Origin of the sequence: Pseudomonas salmasensis (genome assembly GCF_014268375.2) — a bacterium.
Lineage (GTDB): Bacteria > Pseudomonadota > Gammaproteobacteria > Pseudomonadales > Pseudomonadaceae > Aquipseudomonas > Aquipseudomonas salmasensis.
In genome coordinates, this window is sequence record NZ_CP077083.1 from 2,569,745 (window position 1) to 2,586,901 (window position 17,157).

Annotated in this window: 14 protein-coding genes; 12 read left to right on the plus strand and 2 right to left on the minus strand. The window is 60.9% G+C overall.

Annotated elements, in window-relative coordinates:
- Positions 1-50: 50 nt before the first annotated feature.
- The gene (locus HU731_RS11340; RefSeq protein WP_186607195.1) at positions 51-368 is read left to right on the plus strand and encodes a Rieske (2Fe-2S) protein; all 318 of its coding nucleotides are present in this window, start codon (positions 51-53) and stop codon (positions 366-368) included.
- Here HU731_RS11340 and sfsA read toward each other — a convergent pair.
- Entirely contained in the window at positions 365-1,078 is a 714-nt protein-coding gene (gene sfsA / locus HU731_RS11345; protein WP_186607194.1) for a DNA/RNA nuclease SfsA, read from the minus strand. The two genes, HU731_RS11340 and sfsA, sit on opposite strands and share 4 nt — an antisense overlap.
- The gene (locus HU731_RS11350) at positions 1,078-2,250 is read right to left on the minus strand and encodes a pyridoxal phosphate-dependent aminotransferase (protein WP_186607193.1); all 1,173 of its coding nucleotides are present in this window, start codon (positions 2,248-2,250) and stop codon (positions 1,078-1,080) included. Before HU731_RS11350 ends, sfsA begins: the two co-directional genes overlap by 1 nt.
- A 320-nt stretch (positions 2,251-2,570) precedes the next feature.
- On the opposite strand from HU731_RS11350, the gene dksA reads away from it, so the two are divergent.
- The 11 genes from dksA to acs all read left to right on the plus strand — a co-directional run bounded on the left by dksA (position 2,571) and on the right by acs (position 17,153).
- Positions 2,571-3,014, plus strand: coding sequence for an RNA polymerase-binding protein DksA (dksA, locus tag HU731_RS11355; protein ID WP_003194150.1), 444 nt, complete (start codon positions 2,571-2,573; stop codon positions 3,012-3,014).
- Positions 3,015-3,097: 83 nt separating this feature from the next.
- Positions 3,098-3,985, plus strand: coding sequence for a tRNA glutamyl-Q(34) synthetase GluQRS (gene gluQRS, locus HU731_RS11360; RefSeq protein ID WP_186607192.1), 888 nt, complete (start codon positions 3,098-3,100; stop codon positions 3,983-3,985).
- A gap of 62 nt (positions 3,986-4,047) precedes the next feature.
- Complete coding sequence (locus tag HU731_RS11365; RefSeq protein ID WP_003176118.1) at positions 4,048-4,224, plus strand: hypothetical protein; 177 nt, start codon at positions 4,048-4,050, stop codon at positions 4,222-4,224.
- Positions 4,208-7,162 (plus strand): sensor histidine kinase, encoded by a 2,955-nt coding sequence (locus HU731_RS11370; protein WP_162259478.1) that lies wholly within the window; start codon positions 4,208-4,210, stop codon positions 7,160-7,162. Before HU731_RS11365 ends, HU731_RS11370 begins: the two co-directional genes overlap by 17 nt.
- A 22-nt stretch (positions 7,163-7,184) precedes the next feature.
- Entirely contained in the window at positions 7,185-8,621 is a 1,437-nt protein-coding gene (locus tag HU731_RS11375; RefSeq protein WP_186607191.1) for a sigma-54-dependent transcriptional regulator, read from the plus strand.
- A 696-nt stretch (positions 8,622-9,317) separates the two neighbouring features.
- Positions 9,318-10,721, plus strand: a complete 1,404-nt coding sequence (locus tag HU731_RS11380) for a polynucleotide adenylyltransferase PcnB (protein ID WP_186607190.1) — start codon at positions 9,318-9,320, stop codon at positions 10,719-10,721.
- Between the two features lie 2 nt (positions 10,722-10,723).
- Complete coding sequence (gene folK, locus HU731_RS11385) at positions 10,724-11,209, plus strand: 2-amino-4-hydroxy-6-hydroxymethyldihydropteridine diphosphokinase (RefSeq protein WP_098950354.1); 486 nt, start codon at positions 10,724-10,726, stop codon at positions 11,207-11,209.
- Positions 11,210-11,572: 363 nt separating this feature from the next.
- Entirely contained in the window at positions 11,573-12,373 is an 801-nt protein-coding gene (gene panB, locus HU731_RS11390) for a 3-methyl-2-oxobutanoate hydroxymethyltransferase (protein ID WP_186607189.1), read from the plus strand.
- Positions 12,370-13,221, plus strand: a complete 852-nt coding sequence (panC, locus tag HU731_RS11395; protein ID WP_186607188.1) for a pantoate--beta-alanine ligase — start codon at positions 12,370-12,372, stop codon at positions 13,219-13,221. The genes panB and panC overlap by 4 nt, the downstream gene beginning before the upstream one ends.
- A gap of 224 nt (positions 13,222-13,445) precedes the next feature.
- Complete coding sequence (gene pgi, locus HU731_RS11400; RefSeq protein ID WP_003194166.1) at positions 13,446-15,110, plus strand: glucose-6-phosphate isomerase; 1,665 nt, start codon at positions 13,446-13,448, stop codon at positions 15,108-15,110.
- A 105-nt stretch (positions 15,111-15,215) separates the two neighbouring features.
- Positions 15,216-17,153, plus strand: a complete 1,938-nt coding sequence (gene acs / locus HU731_RS11405; RefSeq protein WP_186607187.1) for an acetate--CoA ligase — start codon at positions 15,216-15,218, stop codon at positions 17,151-17,153.
- Positions 17,154-17,157 lie beyond the last annotated feature (4 nt).

Below are 17,157 nucleotides of genomic sequence, written 5' to 3' on the forward strand. Positions count from 1 at the left end.
GGCATTTGATAATTGTTTGCATTTGCACGTCAAGGCACTTAAGGATTGAAATGAAGTTTCTCTGCGCCTCAGGCGACCTCGCCCCCGACAGCAGCCGCGGTTTTGATATCGATGGCCACAGGCTGTTGGCAGTGCGCCGGGACGGCATTGCGTACTTCTATCTCAACCGCTGCCCCCATCGTGGCATCCCGCTGGAATGGCAACCTGATCGCTTCCTCGACGACAGCGCCAGCCTGATACAATGCGCCACCCATGGCGCGCTGTTCCTGATTGAAAGCGGCGAGTGCATCGCCGGGCCTTGCGCAGGCCAAAGCCTCACCGCCCTGCCCGGCCGCGAAGACGAACAGGGCTTGTGGGTAAAGCTCTAGTCGCCCAGCAGTACCTTCAGCGCACGCTCGACGTAGATCTCCTGCGGCGTGACCCGTACGCCGTAAGCCAGCACCTCTACACCTGCAGCCTTGGCCTCACGTAGCGCCGCCGCATAACCGGCGTCGATTTCCACAGCCGGGCGCACCGCGTCGATCCCTGACAGGTTCACGCAATACAACTGCACCGCCCGTATACCGTCGCGCGCTAGGTGGGCAAGCTCACGCAAATGCTTGGCACCTCGCTGGGTCACCGCATCGGGGAAAGCCGCCACCGAGCTGCCATCAAAGCCCAGTGTGACGCTTTTAACCTCGACAAACGCAGCGCCCTGGGGGTAATCCAGGCGAAAGTCGATGCGGCTTTTCTCCTGACCATAAGGCACCTCACGCTTCAACGCGGTAAAGCCGTTGAGCTCAGTGATCACACCCGCCAGCAAGGCTTCTTCCACCAACTGATTGGCACGCGCGGTGTTGACGCACGCCAGGCGGCCCTGGGGTGTTTCGGCAATCTCCCAGGTGCCCGGCAACTTGCGCTTGGGGTCCGTAGAACGGCTGAACCAGACCTGGCCACCTTCGACCATGCAGTTGAGCATCGAACCGGTGTTCGGGCAGTGAATGGTGAGCAACTCGCCGGTAACGGTTTCGATATCGGTGAGAAAGCGCTTGTAGCGACGGATCAGCCGCCCTTCTTCAAGAGTAGGATTAAAACGCATCAGCCTTGCCAGCTCCGCAAACCACGGGCGATCCGCTCCACCGCTTCTTGCAGCCGATCGAGGTTTTGCGTGTAGGCAAACCGCACGTGATGGCCCGCCTGGTAGCGACCGAAATCCAACCCGGGCGTAAAGGCCACATGCTCGGTTTCGAGGAAATGCCGGCAAAACGCGAAGGCATCGCCGCCGAACGCGCTGATATCGGCATACAGATAAAAAGCACCTTCGGGCTCCACGGCGATACCGAACCCCAGCTCACGCAGAGCCGGCAGCAGGAAGTCACGGCGGCGACCAAATTCGGCACGGCGCTGCTCCAGAATCTCCAGGGTTTGCGGGGTGAAACAGGCCAACGCGGCGTGCTGGGCCATGCTTGGCGCACTGATGTAGAGGTTCTGCGCCAATTTCTCCAATTCACCCACCGCTTCAGGGGGGGCCACCAGCCAACCGAGACGCCAGCCGGTCATGCCGAAATACTTCGAAAAACTATTCAGGACAAAGGCGTCATCGTCGACTTCCAACACGCTGGCCGCGTCGGTGCCGTAGGTGAGGCCGTGATAAATCTCGTCGACCACCAGGTGACCGTTGCGCGCCTTGATGGCGCCCGACAGCCCAGCCAACTCGTCCCGGGTGAGGATCGTGCCGGTGGGGTTGGCAGGCGATGCCACCAGTGCGCCGACACTGTCCTGGTCCCAATGCCTGGCCACCAGATCGGCGGTCAACTGGTAACGTACGTCTGGGCCGACCGGCACCAACTGCGCAGCGCCCTCTACAAGGCGAAGGAAGTGTCGGTTGCAGGGGTAGCCTGGGTCAGCCAGCAGCCAGTGCTTGCCCGGATCCACCAGCAAACTGCTGGCCAGCAGTAACGCACCGGAGCCGCCAGGGGTGATCAGAATGCGCTGCGGGTCGATGCTCAAACCGTAGCGTTGCTGGTAGAAACCGCTGATGGCTTCACGCAATTCGGGCAAGCCGCGGGCGGCGGTGTAGCGGGTTTTACCGTTTGCCAACGCGGCTTGACCGGCCAGGATGATCGGTTCGGCGGTGGTGAAGTCCGGCTCGCCGATTTCCAGGTGGATCACGTCGTGACCGGCGGCCTGCAGCTCATTGGCACGCGCCAGTAACGCCATGACATGAAAAGGTTCGATGGCGCGACTGCGCGCACTGTAGGGCTGAGCCATTAGCCTTCCTTAGACGGTGAGGACAAAATCTGGATTCTACCGAACCCTCACGGTAAAACATGCTCTATTGCCTGATTGGGGCTGCAAGTGCACCCTGCGCGCGCTCGTAAAACAGCTAAAATCAACATTCGAGGCGATACATACCCAGTCATGGCGGGCTGCTACAGTTTGCAACCCCTTTGCCCTGGACCTCGACAACCGGGAGTAGCGCACCCTGAATCTATCTGGTAAGTTCGCCCGCTTGCAGCCGCAGGGCCGGCAGGTGTCGGTGACGTTGCAATCCTGCGCAATGGATTAGAAGAGTGAGAGGCGGTCTATTCATGTCCACCCAAGCAAAGCAACAGCAGACTCAAGGCCTCGGCGGCTTCGAACCCTATGTCGAAAAAAAGGGCGAGGAGTACATGGGCGAGCCCATGCGCGAGCACTTCACCAAGATCCTCAACAAGTGGAAACAGGACTTGATGCAGGAAGTCGACCGTACGGTTGACCATATGAAGGATGAAGCGGCCAACTTCCCTGACCCGGCCGATCGTGCCAGCCAGGAAGAAGAGTTCGCCCTCGAACTGCGCGCCCGCGACCGCGAGCGCAAGTTGATCAAGAAGATCGACAAGACCCTGCAACTGATCAAAGACGAAGAATACGGCTGGTGCGAATCCTGCGGCGTCGAAATCGGTATTCGCCGCCTGGAGGCCCGCCCAACCGCGGACCTGTGCGTAGACTGCAAGACCTTGGCTGAAATCAAGGAAAAACAGGTCGGCAAGTAACGTTGCCGAGTTGAACGAATGGAGCGTGCGAACGCTCCATTTTTGTTTCTGGCGTTTACCGGTTATGCAGTAGTATCCGGGCCATGACAGCCTCTACTTATATCGGGCGCTTCGCCCCCACGCCCAGCGGCCATTTGCACTTCGGTTCCCTGGTTGCCGCCCTCGCCTCCTACCTCGATGCACGCGCCCACCAGGGCCGTTGGTTGATGCGCATGGAAGACCTCGACCCTCCCCGTGAAGAGCCCGGCGCCCAGGCGGCGATTGTGCATGCGCTGGAAAGCTACGGCTTTGAATGGGATGGCGAACTGGTTCGCCAGAGCGAGCGGCATGATGCCTACGCCAAAGTGCTCAACGACCTGTTCAACCACGGCCTGGCCTACGCCTGCACCTGCTCACGCAAGCAGTTGGAGCCCTACAACGGGATTTACCCAGGCTTGTGCCGCAATGCCGGCCACGCCCAGCAAGACGCCGCCATCCGCCTGCGCGTGCCCGAGTTGGAATACCATTTTACCGACCGTGTGCAGGGCGAGTTCCGACAGCATCTGGGTCGCGATGCCGGCGACTTCATCATCCGTCGACGCGATGGCCTCTACGCCTACCAACTGGCGGTGGTGCTCGACGACGCCTGGCAAGGTGTAACCGATATCGTACGCGGCGCCGACCTGCTCGACTCCACACCGCGCCAACTTTACTTGCAAGAGCTGCTCGGCCTGCGCCAGCCACGTTACTTGCACGTGCCGCTGATCGTGCAGCCAGACGGCAACAAACTGGGCAAGTCCTACCGCTCTCCACCGTTGACAGCCGACCAGGCCACGCCTTTGCTGCTCAGAGCGCTGCGTGCCCTTGGCCAACAGCCCGACGCGCAGCTGCTGTACGCCAGCCCGCGAGAACTGCTGGACTGGGGCATTGCGCACTGGGACGCCACGCGCATCCCGCGCACACTGACCCTGGCCGAAGCGCAATTGAGTTGAAGGCGCTTGCAGGTTGCCCATCATCCGTTAACATCGCGGCAGATTTTTAATCAGAGGCCAACATGTACATCTATCGTTTGGTCCTGCTGCTGGTCGTCGGGATCTACCTGTTCTCCCCCGCCATCATGGATTGGTGGATCGACGCCACGGGCGCCTGGTATCGCCCTTATCTGCTATGGCTGATCCTGATCGTCGTGACCTTCATCCTGCAGAGCCAAAAAGATGCCGATGAGCTTTAGTCTCACCCAGATGCTGCTGATCAGCGCCGCCTACCTGGCTGCGTTATTCGGCGTGGCCTGGATCAGTGAGCGCGGAATGATTCCGCGGGCGATAATTCGCCATCCGTTGACCTACACCTTGTCCCTGGGCGTATACGCCAGTGCCTGGGCGTTCTACGGCACGGTGGGGTTGGCCTATCAGTACGGCTACGGCTTTCTCTCCAGTTACCTGGGGGTATCGGGCGCGTTCCTGCTGGCACCGGTGCTGCTCTACCCGATCCTCAAAATCACCCGGACGTACCAGCTGTCTTCCCTGGCCGACCTGTTTGCCTTTCGCTTTCGCAGCACCTGGGCCGGCGCGCTGACCACCATCTTCATGCTGATCGGCGTGCTGCCCCTGCTGGCCCTGCAGATCCAGGCGGTGGCCGACTCCATCAGCATCCTGACCCGCGAGCCCGTGCAACATCGGGTTGCCCTGGCGTTCTGCGCGCTGATCACCTTGTTCACCATCTTCTTTGGCTCTCGCCATATCGCCACCCGCGAGAAACACCAAGGCCTGGTGTTTGCGATTGCCTTCGAGTCGGTCATCAAACTGATCGCCATCGGCGGCGTCGGCCTTTATGCGCTCTACGGGGTGTTCGACGGGCCGCAACAGCTGGAGCTGTGGCTGCTGCAAAACCAGACCGCCCTTGCAGCCTTGCATACCCCCTTGCAAGAAGGCCCATGGCGTACGCTGCTGCTGGTGTTCTTCGCCTCGGCGATCGTGATGCCGCACATGTACCACATGACCTTCACCGAGAACCTCAACCCGCGCTCGCTGGTCAGCGCCAGCTGGGGCTTGCCGCTGTTCCTGTTGCTGATGAGCCTGGCAGTGCCGCTGATCCTGTGGGCCGGCCTGAAACTGGGAGCCACCACCAACCCTGAGTATTTCACCCTGGGCATCGGTATTGCCGCCAACAGCCCAGCCCTGGCGCTGCTGGCCTATGTCGGCGGGTTGTCGGCCGCCAGTGGGTTGATCATCGTCACCACCCTGGCACTCTCGGGCATGGCGCTCAACCACTTGGTACTGCCGCTGTACCAGCCGCCGGCTGAGGGCAATATCTACCGTTGGTTGAAATGGACCCGACGCGCGCTGATCGTCGCGATCATCATGGCCGGTTACGCGTTTTATCTGCTGCTGGGCGCTGGGCAAGACCTGGCCAACCTCGGCATCGTCGCGTTTGTCGCCACCTTGCAGTTCCTGCCGGGTGTGTTGTCGGTGCTGTACTGGCCGACCGCCAATCGCCGTGGCTTTATTGCCGGGCTGTTGGCCGGCATCCTGGTGTGGACCGTGACCATGCTGCTACCGCTGGTCGGCAACCTGCAGGGTTTTTATATCCCGTTGCTGAACATGATCTACGTGCTGGACGACACCAGTTGGCACATGGCGGCCATCGCCTCGCTGGCCGCCAACGTACTGATGTTCACCCTGATCTCGCTGTTCACCAACGCCAGCGCCGAAGAAACCAGCGCCGCCGAAGCCTGCGCGGTGGACAACGTGCGCCGCCCGCAACGCCGCGAACTGCATGCGGCCTCGCCCCAGGAGTTCGCCACCCAACTGGCCAAGCCCCTGGGTGCCAAGGCCGCACAAAAGGAAGTCGAACAGGCACTGCGCGACCTCTATCTGCCGTTTGACGAGCGCCGCCCCTATGCCCTGCGCCGCTTGCGTGACCGTATCGAGGCCAACCTGTCCGGGTTGATGGGCCCCAGCGTGTCCCAGGACATGGTCGAAACCTTCTTGCCCTACAAGGCCGGTGGCGAAAACTACGTCACCGAAGACATCCACTTCATCGAAAGCCGGCTGGAGGATTACCACTCGCGCCTCACAGGCCTGGCCGCCGAACTCGACGCCCTGCGCCGCTACCACCGCCAAACCTTGCAGGAACTGCCGATGGGCGTGTGCTCCCTGGCCAAGGACCAGGAAATCCTGATGTGGAACAAGGCCATGGAAGAACTCACCGGCATCGCCGCCCAGCGGGTGGTGGGTTCGCGCCTCAATACCCTGGGCGATCCATGGAGAGAGCTGCTGCAAGGTTTTATCAACCTGCCGGACGAGCACTTGCACAAGCAACACCTAGCCCTCGACGGACAAACCCGCTGGCTCAACTTGCACAAAGCCGCCATCGACGAACCCTTGGCGCCAGGTAACAGCGGCCTGGTGCTGCTGGTGGAAGACCTGACCGATACACAGATGCTCGAAGACAAGCTGGTGCACTCCGAACGCTTGGCCAGTATTGGTCGCCTGGCGGCCGGCGTAGCCCATGAAATCGGCAACCCGATCACCGGTATCGCCTGCCTGGCGCAAAACCTGCGCGAAGAGCGCGAAGAAGACGGGGAAATCACCGAAATCAGCGGGCAGATCCTCGAACAGACCAAGCGGGTTTCACGCATCGTCCAGTCGCTGATGAGCTTTGCCCACTCCGGCGCCCATCAGAATCAGGACGAAGCGGTATGCCTGGCCGAAGTGGCGCAGGATGCCATTGGGCTGTTGGCCTTGAACCGGCGCAATTTCGAAGTACAGTTCTTTAACCTGTGCGATCCGGACCATTGGGTCGATGGCGACTCACAACGCCTGGCCCAGGTGCTGATCAACCTGCTGTCCAACGCCCGCGACGCGTCGCCGGCCGGCAGTGCTGTACGTGTCAAGAGCGAGGCTTTCGAGCACACGGTCGACCTGATCGTGGAAGACGAAGGCAGCGGCATTCCACAGAACATCATGGACCGATTGTTCGAACCCTTCTTCACCACCAAGGACCCCGGTGAAGGTACCGGTCTGGGCCTTGCACTGGTCTATTCCATCGTTGAAGAGCATTATGGACAAATCACCATCGACAGCCCGGCTGACACACAAAGCCAACGCGGCACCCGTATACGGGTGACCTTGCCGCGTCATGTCGAAGCGACGTCCGCTGTGAACTGAGACCGTCGAGAGAATTGAATCAATGCCGCACATTTTGATCGTCGAAGACGAAACCATTATCCGCTCTGCCTTGCGACGCCTGCTTGAACGTAATCAGTACCAGGTCAGCGAAGCCGGCTCGGTGCAGGAAGCCCAAGAGCGATTCAGCATTCCCACGTTCGACCTGATTGTCAGCGACCTGCGCCTGCCCGGCGCCCCGGGCACCGAGCTGATCAAGCTGGGCCAGGGCACCCCGGTGCTGATCATGACCAGCTACGCCAGCCTGCGCTCGGCGGTGGACTCGATGAAGATGGGCGCGGTGGACTACATCGCCAAGCCTTTCGATCACGATGAGATGCTCCAGGCCGTGGCCCGCATCCTGCGCGACCGTGTGTCCGCCAGCAGTGCGCCTGCCGAGCAACGCCCCACCGGCAAGGCCAGCGGCGGCGAAAAACCGGGTGTAGACAACAGCAACGGCGAGATCGGCATCATCGGCTCCTGCCCTCCGATGCAGGACCTGTACAGCAAGATCCGCAAAGTGGCGCCGACCGACTCCAATGTATTGATCCAGGGCGAGTCGGGCACCGGTAAAGAACTGGTGGCCCGCGCCCTGCACAACCTGTCCAAGCGTGCCAAAGCACCGATGATCTCGGTGAACTGCGCGGCGATCCCCGAATCCCTGATCGAGTCCGAGTTGTTCGGCCACGAGAAAGGCGCGTTCACCGGCGCCAGCGCCGGGCGTGCGGGCCTGGTGGAAGCCGCGGACGGTGGCACCTTGTTCCTCGATGAAATTGGCGAGCTGCCCCTGGAAGCCCAGGCGCGGTTGCTGCGCGTGCTGCAGGAAGGCGAGATTCGCCGGGTCGGTTCGGTGCAATCTCAGAAGGTCGATGTTCGATTGATCGCAGCGACACACCGAGACCTCAAGAGCCTGGCCAAGATCGGCCAGTTCCGTGAGGACTTGTATTACCGCCTGCATGTTATTGCGCTTAAATTGCCGGCCCTGCGCGAGCGTGGCGCCGACGTCAACGAAATCGCCAATGCGTTCCTGTTGCGTCAGGGCGCACGTATTGACCGCACCGACCTGAAGTTTGCCGCCGACGCCGAGCAGGCGATCCGTCACTACTCGTGGCCAGGGAACGTGCGTGAGCTGGAGAACGCCGTCGAGCGCGCGGTGATTCTGTCGGAGAGCCCGGAGATTTCCGCCGAGTTGCTGGGCATCGACATTGAGCTCAGTGACCTGGATGACGACGATTTCATCGGCCTGGCCCCGCAGCAGGGCGGAGCCAGCAATACCAGCCATGAACCGACGGAAGACTTGTCACTGGAAGACTACTTCCAGCACTTCGTGCTCGAGCATCAGGACCATATGACCGAGACCGAGCTGGCACGCAAGCTGGGCGTGAGTCGCAAATGCCTGTGGGAACGGCGCCAGCGCCTGGGCATTCCGCGGCGCAAGACCGGGGTGGCCAGCGAAAGCTGAGGGTGCAGCCCCACAGGTAACACCTGCTGATGTGAAAAAACTGTTACCGCTGACTTTTCACGTAACAAAAGCCGGGGCTTACGGTAACGAAGCCCCGGCTTTTTTTGGCCCTCAATCTGGCGAAACCAGCCCAAACCCCCGGTTTTGCTGGACGGCGCAAAAGTTGGCACGCACCCTGCTATATGCTTAGTACAAAAACAATAACAAGCTTTGTACAAGACAATAAAAATAAGACGAATCGACTCACGCATAACAAAAACAACACGGCGGAGGCGCAGCTAACTGATTCTTTTGGAGAGGCGTTGCATTTGGGGCTTGCCCCGCAACCAGGCTGAGAACAACAAAAACTGCCCTAAGGCAGAGCCTGAACTGGTTGGATCGTAGATCAGCAACACAGCGACCAAAGCAATCCGTTTGCTCTTGACTCCCGATTGGGAGTGTCATGAAGGTGAAGCTTCATGGCGAGGGCGATCAACAAAAACAAGAAGCCCGACATCAATAATAAAAATAGAGCACGCAACTACTTCTGGGGGAGCTTCGGCTCCCCTTGTAGTTTCCGGGTTTTGACCGTCAAACGCTTATGGCGCAATGCCTTTAGCTTGTTCCTACACCATCCCCCGACTAAATGCTAGAATCCCCGCCCATCATGCGGTCATTCTTCGTTATGGCCGAACATTCCTTCAAACAGTGCATCCCATGCTGAAGAAGTTGTTCCAGTCATTCCGTTCTCCCTTGCGTCGAACGCAACACAAACGCAGCACGCCTGAAGTGCTCAATAGCAGCCAGCATTCGCTGCAGCGCGCTCAATTCAGCCGTTATGCAGTGAACATCGTCGAACGTTTGCAGAACGCCGGCTACCAGGCCTACCTGGTGGGTGGCTGCGTACGTGACATGTTGCTCAACATCACGCCCAAGGATTTCGACGTCGCCACCAGCGCCACGCCTGAACAAGTGCGCGCCGAGTTTCGTAATGCACGAATCATCGGCCGGCGCTTCAAGCTGGTGCATATCCACTTTGGTCGCGAAATCATCGAGGTCGCGACCTTCCGCGCTGGTCACCCGCAAAATGATGAAGAGGAGGACACTAACCAGTCTTCCCGCAACGAGAGCGGGCGCATCCTGCGCGATAACGTCTATGGCACTTTGGAAGAGGACGCGCAACGCCGCGACTTCACCATCAACGCCTTGTATTACGACCCGGTCAGCGAGCGCATCCTCGATTACGCCAACGGCGTACACGACATTCGCAACAACCTGATCCGCCTGATCGGCGACCCGACGCAGCGCTACCAGGAAGACCCGGTGCGCATGCTGCGCGCCGTGCGATTCGCCGCCAAGCTCAATTTTGGCATCGAAAAGCACACCGCCGCGCCGATTCGCGAACTGGCGCCGATGCTGCGGGAAATCCCCTCGGCGCGCCTGTTTGAGGAAGTGCTCAAGCTGTTCCTTTCGGGCTACGCCGCCGACACCTTTGAAATGCTGGTGGACCTGCAGCTGTTCGACCCACTGTTCCCGGCCAGCGCCGAGGCCTTGGAGTACAACCCGACGTACACCCACACCTTGATCAGCGAAGCCCTGATCAACACCGACCTGCGCATCAAACAGAACAAGCCGGTGACCCCGGCGTTCCTGTTTGCCGCCTTGTTGTGGCCGGCCCTGCCCAAACGCGTACTGCGCTTGCAGGACCGTGGCATGCCGCCGATCCCGGCCATGCAGGAAGCGGCTCACGAGCTGATCGCCGAACAGTGCCAACGCATCGCCATCCCCAAACGCTTCACCATGCCGATCCGCGAGATCTGGGACATGCAGGAGCGCCTGCCACGCCGTAGCGGCAAGCGCGCCGACCTGTTGCTGGACAACCCGCGCTTCCGTGCCGGCTACGACTTCCTGCTGCTACGTGAAAGCGCGGGCGAGCAGACCGATGGCCTGGGCGAATGGTGGACCGATTATCAGGACGCCAATGATAGCCAGCGCCGCGAGATGATTCGTGAGCTAGGCAGCAAAGGTGATGGCGCCGGCGAAGGCCCGAAAAAGCGTCGCCGCAGCGGTACCAAGCGTAAACGCAGCAGTGCCGATGCCTCGGGCGCTGCGGGCGAGTAAACGTGGAACGTATCTACATCGGCATGGGCAGCAACCTGGCTGCCCCGGAGCAACAATTGCGCAGCGCGATCGAGGCGCTGGCGCAATTGCCTGGCACTCAGCTCGCCGGCGTGTCCGCTTTCTACCAAAGCGATTCATTGCTGCCGGGCCAGCCGCGCTACACCAACGCCGTTGCGGCGTTGGACAGTCACCTGGCGCCATTGGACCTGCTCGATGCCCTGCAAGCCATCGAGAACGATCAGGGCCGCGAACGCCTGGAACGCTGGGGCCCGCGCACCTTGGACCTGGATATCCTGTTGTTCGGTGATCGCCTGATCGACGAGCCGCGCCTGAAGGTGCCGCACTACCAGATGCATCTGCGCGCGTTTGTGCTGTATCCGCTGGCTGAGCTGGCGCCGGCCGACCTGCAGCTGCCTGACGGCCAGCGTTTAAGCGACCTGCTCACCGCCTGCCCGTTCGTCGGCCTGGAACGCCTACCGCAAGAATGACTCGGTCAATGTGGGAGCTGGCTTGCCTGCGATGCAAGCGACTCGGTGTATCAGCCACACCGAGTGGATGCCATCGCAGGCAAGCCAGCTCCCACCTTTGATCTTCTTTGCCGTAATACCGCGCACACGTTGCGCAATCGCTTCAGTAACAGCGGTAACACCGCCATCGTAACAATGCGGTAACACATCCAATTGACTTCCCGTGTCCTCCTCACGACTATAGGCGTCCCGCTGCCGCCAACCCGGCGCGACAGGGCGCAATCCAGGCCTTATAAGCACTGCTTTCAAGACAGTGCGCCTGTATAAACGAAGACTCACGCGCGTTACTCGCTGTTTCCAAGCGCCTGAACGAGGACCCTTTTCATGCCAGACATTACCCTGACCACTTTGCAGAGCCTCAAGCTCAAAGGTGAAAAAATCACCATGCTGACCTGCTATGACGCCACTTTCGCCCACGCCAGCTGCCAGGCTGGCGTCGAAGTGCTGCTGGTGGGCGACTCCCTGGGCATGGTTCTTCAAGGGAATGACAGCACACTGCCCGTGACCACCGATGAACTGGCCTACCACACCGCCAGCGTCAAGCGTGGCAACAAGGGCGCCTTTATCATTGCCGACCTGCCGTTCATGGGTTACGCCACCCTCGAGCAAACCTTCCTGAACGCCGGCAAGCTGATGCAGGCCGGCGCGCACATGATCAAAGTCGAAGGTGCCGTGTGGCTGGCCGAGTCGATCCGGCTGCTGGCCGAGCGCGGCGTACCGGTGTGTGCGCACATGGGCCTGACGCCGCAGTCGGTCAATATCCTCGGTGGCTACAAGGTCCAGGGCCGCAATGAAGCCCAGGCCCGCCAGATGCGCGCCGATGCCATCGCCCTGGAACAAGCCGGTGCTGCGATGATTCTGCTGGAGTGTGTGCCGAGCGAACTGGCCGCCGAAATCACCCAGGCCGTCAAAGTGCCCGTGATCGGCATTGGCGCAGGTTCCGCCACCGACGGCCAGGTGCTGGTCCTGCACGACATGCTCGGCCTGTCGATCACCGGCCATGTGCCTAAGTTCGTGAAGAACTTCATGGCCGGCCAGGACAGCATCCACGCCGCCCTGAGCGCCTACGTCAGTGAAGTCAAAAACGTGACGTTCCCAGGCATTGAACATGGGTTCTCGGCATGAACACCGTTAAGACCGTCCGCGAACTGCGGGCTGCCGTAACCCACGCCCGCAGCGCCGGCAAACGCATCGGCTTTGTGCCCACCATGGGCAACCTGCACAGCGGCCATGCCACCCTGGTGACCAAGGCCGCGCAGCAAGCCGATTTCGTGGTGGCGAGCATTTTCGTCAACCCGCTGCAATTCGGTGCTGGCGAAGACCTGGATAAATACCCGCGCACATTGGCCGCCGACCAGGAAAAGCTCCTGCAGGCCGGTTGCAACCTGCTGTTCGCGCCCACGGTCGAGGAAATGTACCCCGATGGCATGAACGGCCAGACCCGCGTCAGCGTGCCTCAGCTGTCCGAAGGCTTGTGCGGCGCCAGCCGCCCAGGGCATTTTGAAGGCGTGGCCACGGTGGTCAGCAAGCTGTTCAACATGGTCCAGCCGGACATGGCCGTATTCGGCCAGAAGGACTACCAGCAGTTGGCGGTGATCCGCGCCATGGTCCGCGACCTGAACATGCCGATCCAGATCATCGGCGAGCCCACCGTGCGCGCCGAGGACGGCCTTGCGCTGTCATCACGCAACGGCTACCTCACCGAGGAGCAGCGGGCTGTCGCGCCAGTGCTGTACCGCGCGCTCAGCCAGATCGCCACGGCCATCAAAAGCGGCGATCATGATTTCGCCAGGCTTCGCGCCGAGCACATCCAGCAGATTGAAGCCGCAGGGCTGCGCATGGACTACCTGGAAGTGCGCCAAGGCGTGCATCTGCGCCCGGCCACGGCTGAAGATCGCGATGTGGTGATCCTGGTCGCCGCTTATCTGGGGGCAACACGCCTCATCGATAACCTGCACCTGAACCTCGCCTGACGCCCGCTTTACCTCAACCTGTTGCCCCGACGGCTGTGCCGGTATAAAAAAGTACCGGCCACAGCGCAGACAAAGCCAAGACATATCCACACGCTAGGTTTAATGTAACTGCCCTGCGCTATGGTTAGCGCTGTCTGGAACCCAGTCCTTGCGATAAGACTGGATGTTCCGGGCTTTGAAGTGTCCTAAAGGCAGTCCCCGTAATAAAAAGGAAACCCGCAGCGATGGCGTACTACCGCACCCCTCATGACGTTACCGCGCTGCCCGCCTGGCAAGCGCTTGTTCAACATCGCCAAGCCATGCAGGATTTCAGCATGCGCGAGGCGTTCAATGCCGATCCTCAGCGTTTTTCCCAGTTCACCTTGAGCAGCTGCGGACTTTTCCTCGATTACTCGAAAAACCTGATCACCAGCGAAACCCGCGACCTGCTGGTGGGCCTGGCCAAGGAAGTCAATCTTAAGGCGGCGATCGACGCGCAGTACGCTGGCGAACCGGTCAACTCCTCCGAGGGCCGCCCTGCCCTGCACACCGCCCTGCGCCGCCCGGTGGGCGACAAGCTGTCGGTCAACGGCGTGAACATCATGCCGGACGTGCACAAGGTGCTGAACCAGATCACTGACTTGGTCGGCCGTATCCACGACGGCCTGTGGCGCGGCTACACCGAGAAACCGATCACCGACGTGGTGAACATCGGTATCGGTGGCTCATTCCTCGGCCCGGAACTGGTCTCGGAGGCCTTGCTGTCCTACGCCCATAAAGGTGTGCGTTGCCACTACCTGGCGAACATCGACGGCAGCGAGTTCCACGAACTGACCATGAAGCTGCGCGCCGAGACCACGCTGTTTATCGTCTCGTCCAAATCCTTCAACACCCTGGAAACCCTGAAAAACGCCCAGGCCGCCCGCGCCTGGTACCTGGCCCAGGGGGGCTCGGAAGCCGAGCTGTATCGCCACTTCATCGCCGTCTCGAGCAACAATGCCGCGGCCGTGGCGTTCGGTATCCGCGAAGAGAACATTTTCCCGATGTGGGACTGGGTCGGTGGGCGTTACTCGCTGTGGTCTGCCATCGGCTTGCCAATCGCCCTGGCTATCGGCATGTCCAACTTCAAGGAACTGCTGTCGGGTGCCTACACCATGGACCAGCACTTCCTGAACGCGCCGTTCGAAGCCAACATGCCCGTGCTGCTCGGCCTGTTGGGTGTGTGGTACGGCAACTTCTGGGGTGCGCAGAGCCATGCGATCCTGCCGTACGACCATTACCTGCGTAACATCACCAAGCATTTGCAGCAGCTGGACATGGAATCCAACGGCAAGAGCGTGCGCCAGGACGGCACGCCCGTGTCCACCGATACCGGCCCGGTGATCTGGGGCGGCGTGGGCTGCAACGGCCAGCACGCTTACCACCAGTTGCTGCACCAAGGGACTCAACTGATCCCGGCCGACTTCATCGTGCCGATTGTCAGTTTCAACCCGGTCTCGGATCACCACCAGTGGCTGTACGCCAACTGCCTGTCCCAGAGCCAGGCACTGATGCTCGGCAAAACGCGTAGCGAGGCCGAAGCCGAGCTGCGTGAGAAGGGCCTGCCGGAAGCCGAAGTACAGAAGCTGGCACCGCACAAGGTGATCCCGGGCAACCGTCCGAGCAACACCCTGGTGGTCGAGCGCATCAGCCCGCGCCGCCTGGGCGCGCTGGTGGCGATGTATGAACACAAGGTGTTCGTGCAGAGCGTGGTGTGGGGCATCAATGCCTTCGACCAATGGGGCGTTGAACTGGGCAAGGAGCTGGGCAAAGGCGTGTACAACCGCCTGACCGGCGCCGAAGAAACCTTGGCCGAAGATGCTTCGACCCAGGGCCTGATCAACTACTTCCGCGGTCGTCACCGCGGCTGAAGCCGTGCATTCAAGGCCAACGTCCGTTTGGACGTTGGCCTTGAACCCTCCCGCCTCAGGGTGCATCTTTATGACTTGTCGCAAAAACAAGAATAAGGAGCGCTCATGTTCGATATCAGCACCTTTCCCACCGCCGATGCCGTCCGCCGGGCTGCGCAACTGCGTCAAGAGGACTACCAGCGCCTCTATCGCCAATCCATCGACCAGCCAGACACCTTCTGGGCCGAACAGGCCAAGGGTTTTCTCGACTGGATAAAACCCTGGCACAGCGTCCAACAGTCAGACATCCACACCGGTGCTGCCCAATGGTTTGCCGGTGGCCAGTTGAACGTCAGCTACAACTGCATCGACCGCCACCTGGCGCATCGCGCCGATCAGCCGGCCTTCATCTGGGAAGGCGATGATCCGCAACAATCCAACACCATCACTTACCGCCAACTGCATCAAAACGTCAGCCGCCTCGCCAACGTCTTGAAAAGCCGTGGCGTGAACAAAGGCGACCGCGTGTGTATCTACATGCCGATGATTCCCGAAGCGGCCTACGCCATGCTCGCCTGCACGCGAATCGGCGCGGTGCACTCGGTGGTGTTTGGTGGTTTCTCCCCGGACGCCCTGCGTGACCGCATTCTTGACGCGGATTGCCGCACCGTGATCACCGCCGACGAAGGCGTGCGCGGTGGCAAGCCCGTGGCGCTGAAACAGAACGTCGACAAAGCCCTGGCCAGTTGCCCGAATGTCAGTACGGTACTGGTGGTGGAGCGCACCGGGGCGAGCGTGACTTGGCACGAGGGCCGCGACCTCAAGTACCAAGCTGCCCTGGACGCCGCCAGCGACAACTGCCCACCCGAGCCGATGGACGCTGAAGACCCGCTGTTCATCCTCTATACCTCCGGCAGCACCGGCAAACCCAAAGGCGTGTTGCACACCACCGCTGGCTACCTGCTGCAAGCGGCGATGACCTTCAAGTACGTGCTCGACTACCAAGAGGGCGAAGTGTTCTGGTGCACCGCCGACGTGGGCTGGGTCACCGGCCACAGTTATATCGTGTATGGCCCGCTGGCCAATGGCGCCACCTCGCTGATGTTCGAAGGCGTGCCGAGTTATCCGGACAGTTCGCGCTTCTGGCAGGTCATCGATAAACACCAGGTGAATATTTTCTACACCGCGCCCACCGCCCTGCGCGCCCTGATGCGTGAAGGCCACGGCCCGTTGCAGAGCACGTCCCGCGCCAGCCTGCGCCTGCTGGGCAGCGTGGGTGAGCCGATCAACCCGGAAGCCTGGGACTGGTATTTCAACGCCGTCGGCGAACAGCGCTGCCCGATTGTCGATACCTGGTGGCAGACCGAAACCGGCGGCATCATGCTCAGCCCGTTGGTCAGCGCCCAGCGCATCAAACCGGGCTGCGCGACACAGCCCATGTTCGGCGTACAACCGGTGTTGCTCGATGAACAGGGCAAGGAAATCAGCGGCGCCGGCAGTGGCGTCCTGGCGATCAAGGCCAGCTGGCCGGGGCAGATTCGCAGCGTCTACGGCGACCCGCAGCGCATGATCGACACCTACTTCAAGCCCTACCCCGGCTACTACTTCACCGGGGATGGCGCACGGCGCGATGAAGACGGTGACTACTGGATCACCGGGCGCATCGACGATGTAATCAACGTCTCGGGCCATCGCATTGGCACCGCCGAGGTGGAAAGTGCCCTGGTGCTGCATGACCAGGTCGCCGAAGCCGCCGTGGTGGGCTACCCCCACGACGTCAAAGGCCAGGGCATCTATGCCTTTGTCACCCCCATGAATGGCGTAGAACCCAGCGACGAATTGAAAAAGCACTTGCTGGAGTTGGTCAGCAAGGAGATTGGCAGCTTCGCCAAACCGGAATTGATCCAATGGGCCCCTGCCCTGCCGAAAACCCGCTCTGGCAAGATCATGCGGCGCATCTTGCGCAAGATCGCCTGCAACGAACTGGACAGCCTGGGCGATACCTCGACCCTGGCCGACCCCAGCGTGGTGGACGGTTTGATCGATAAACGCCTCAACCGATAGCGCC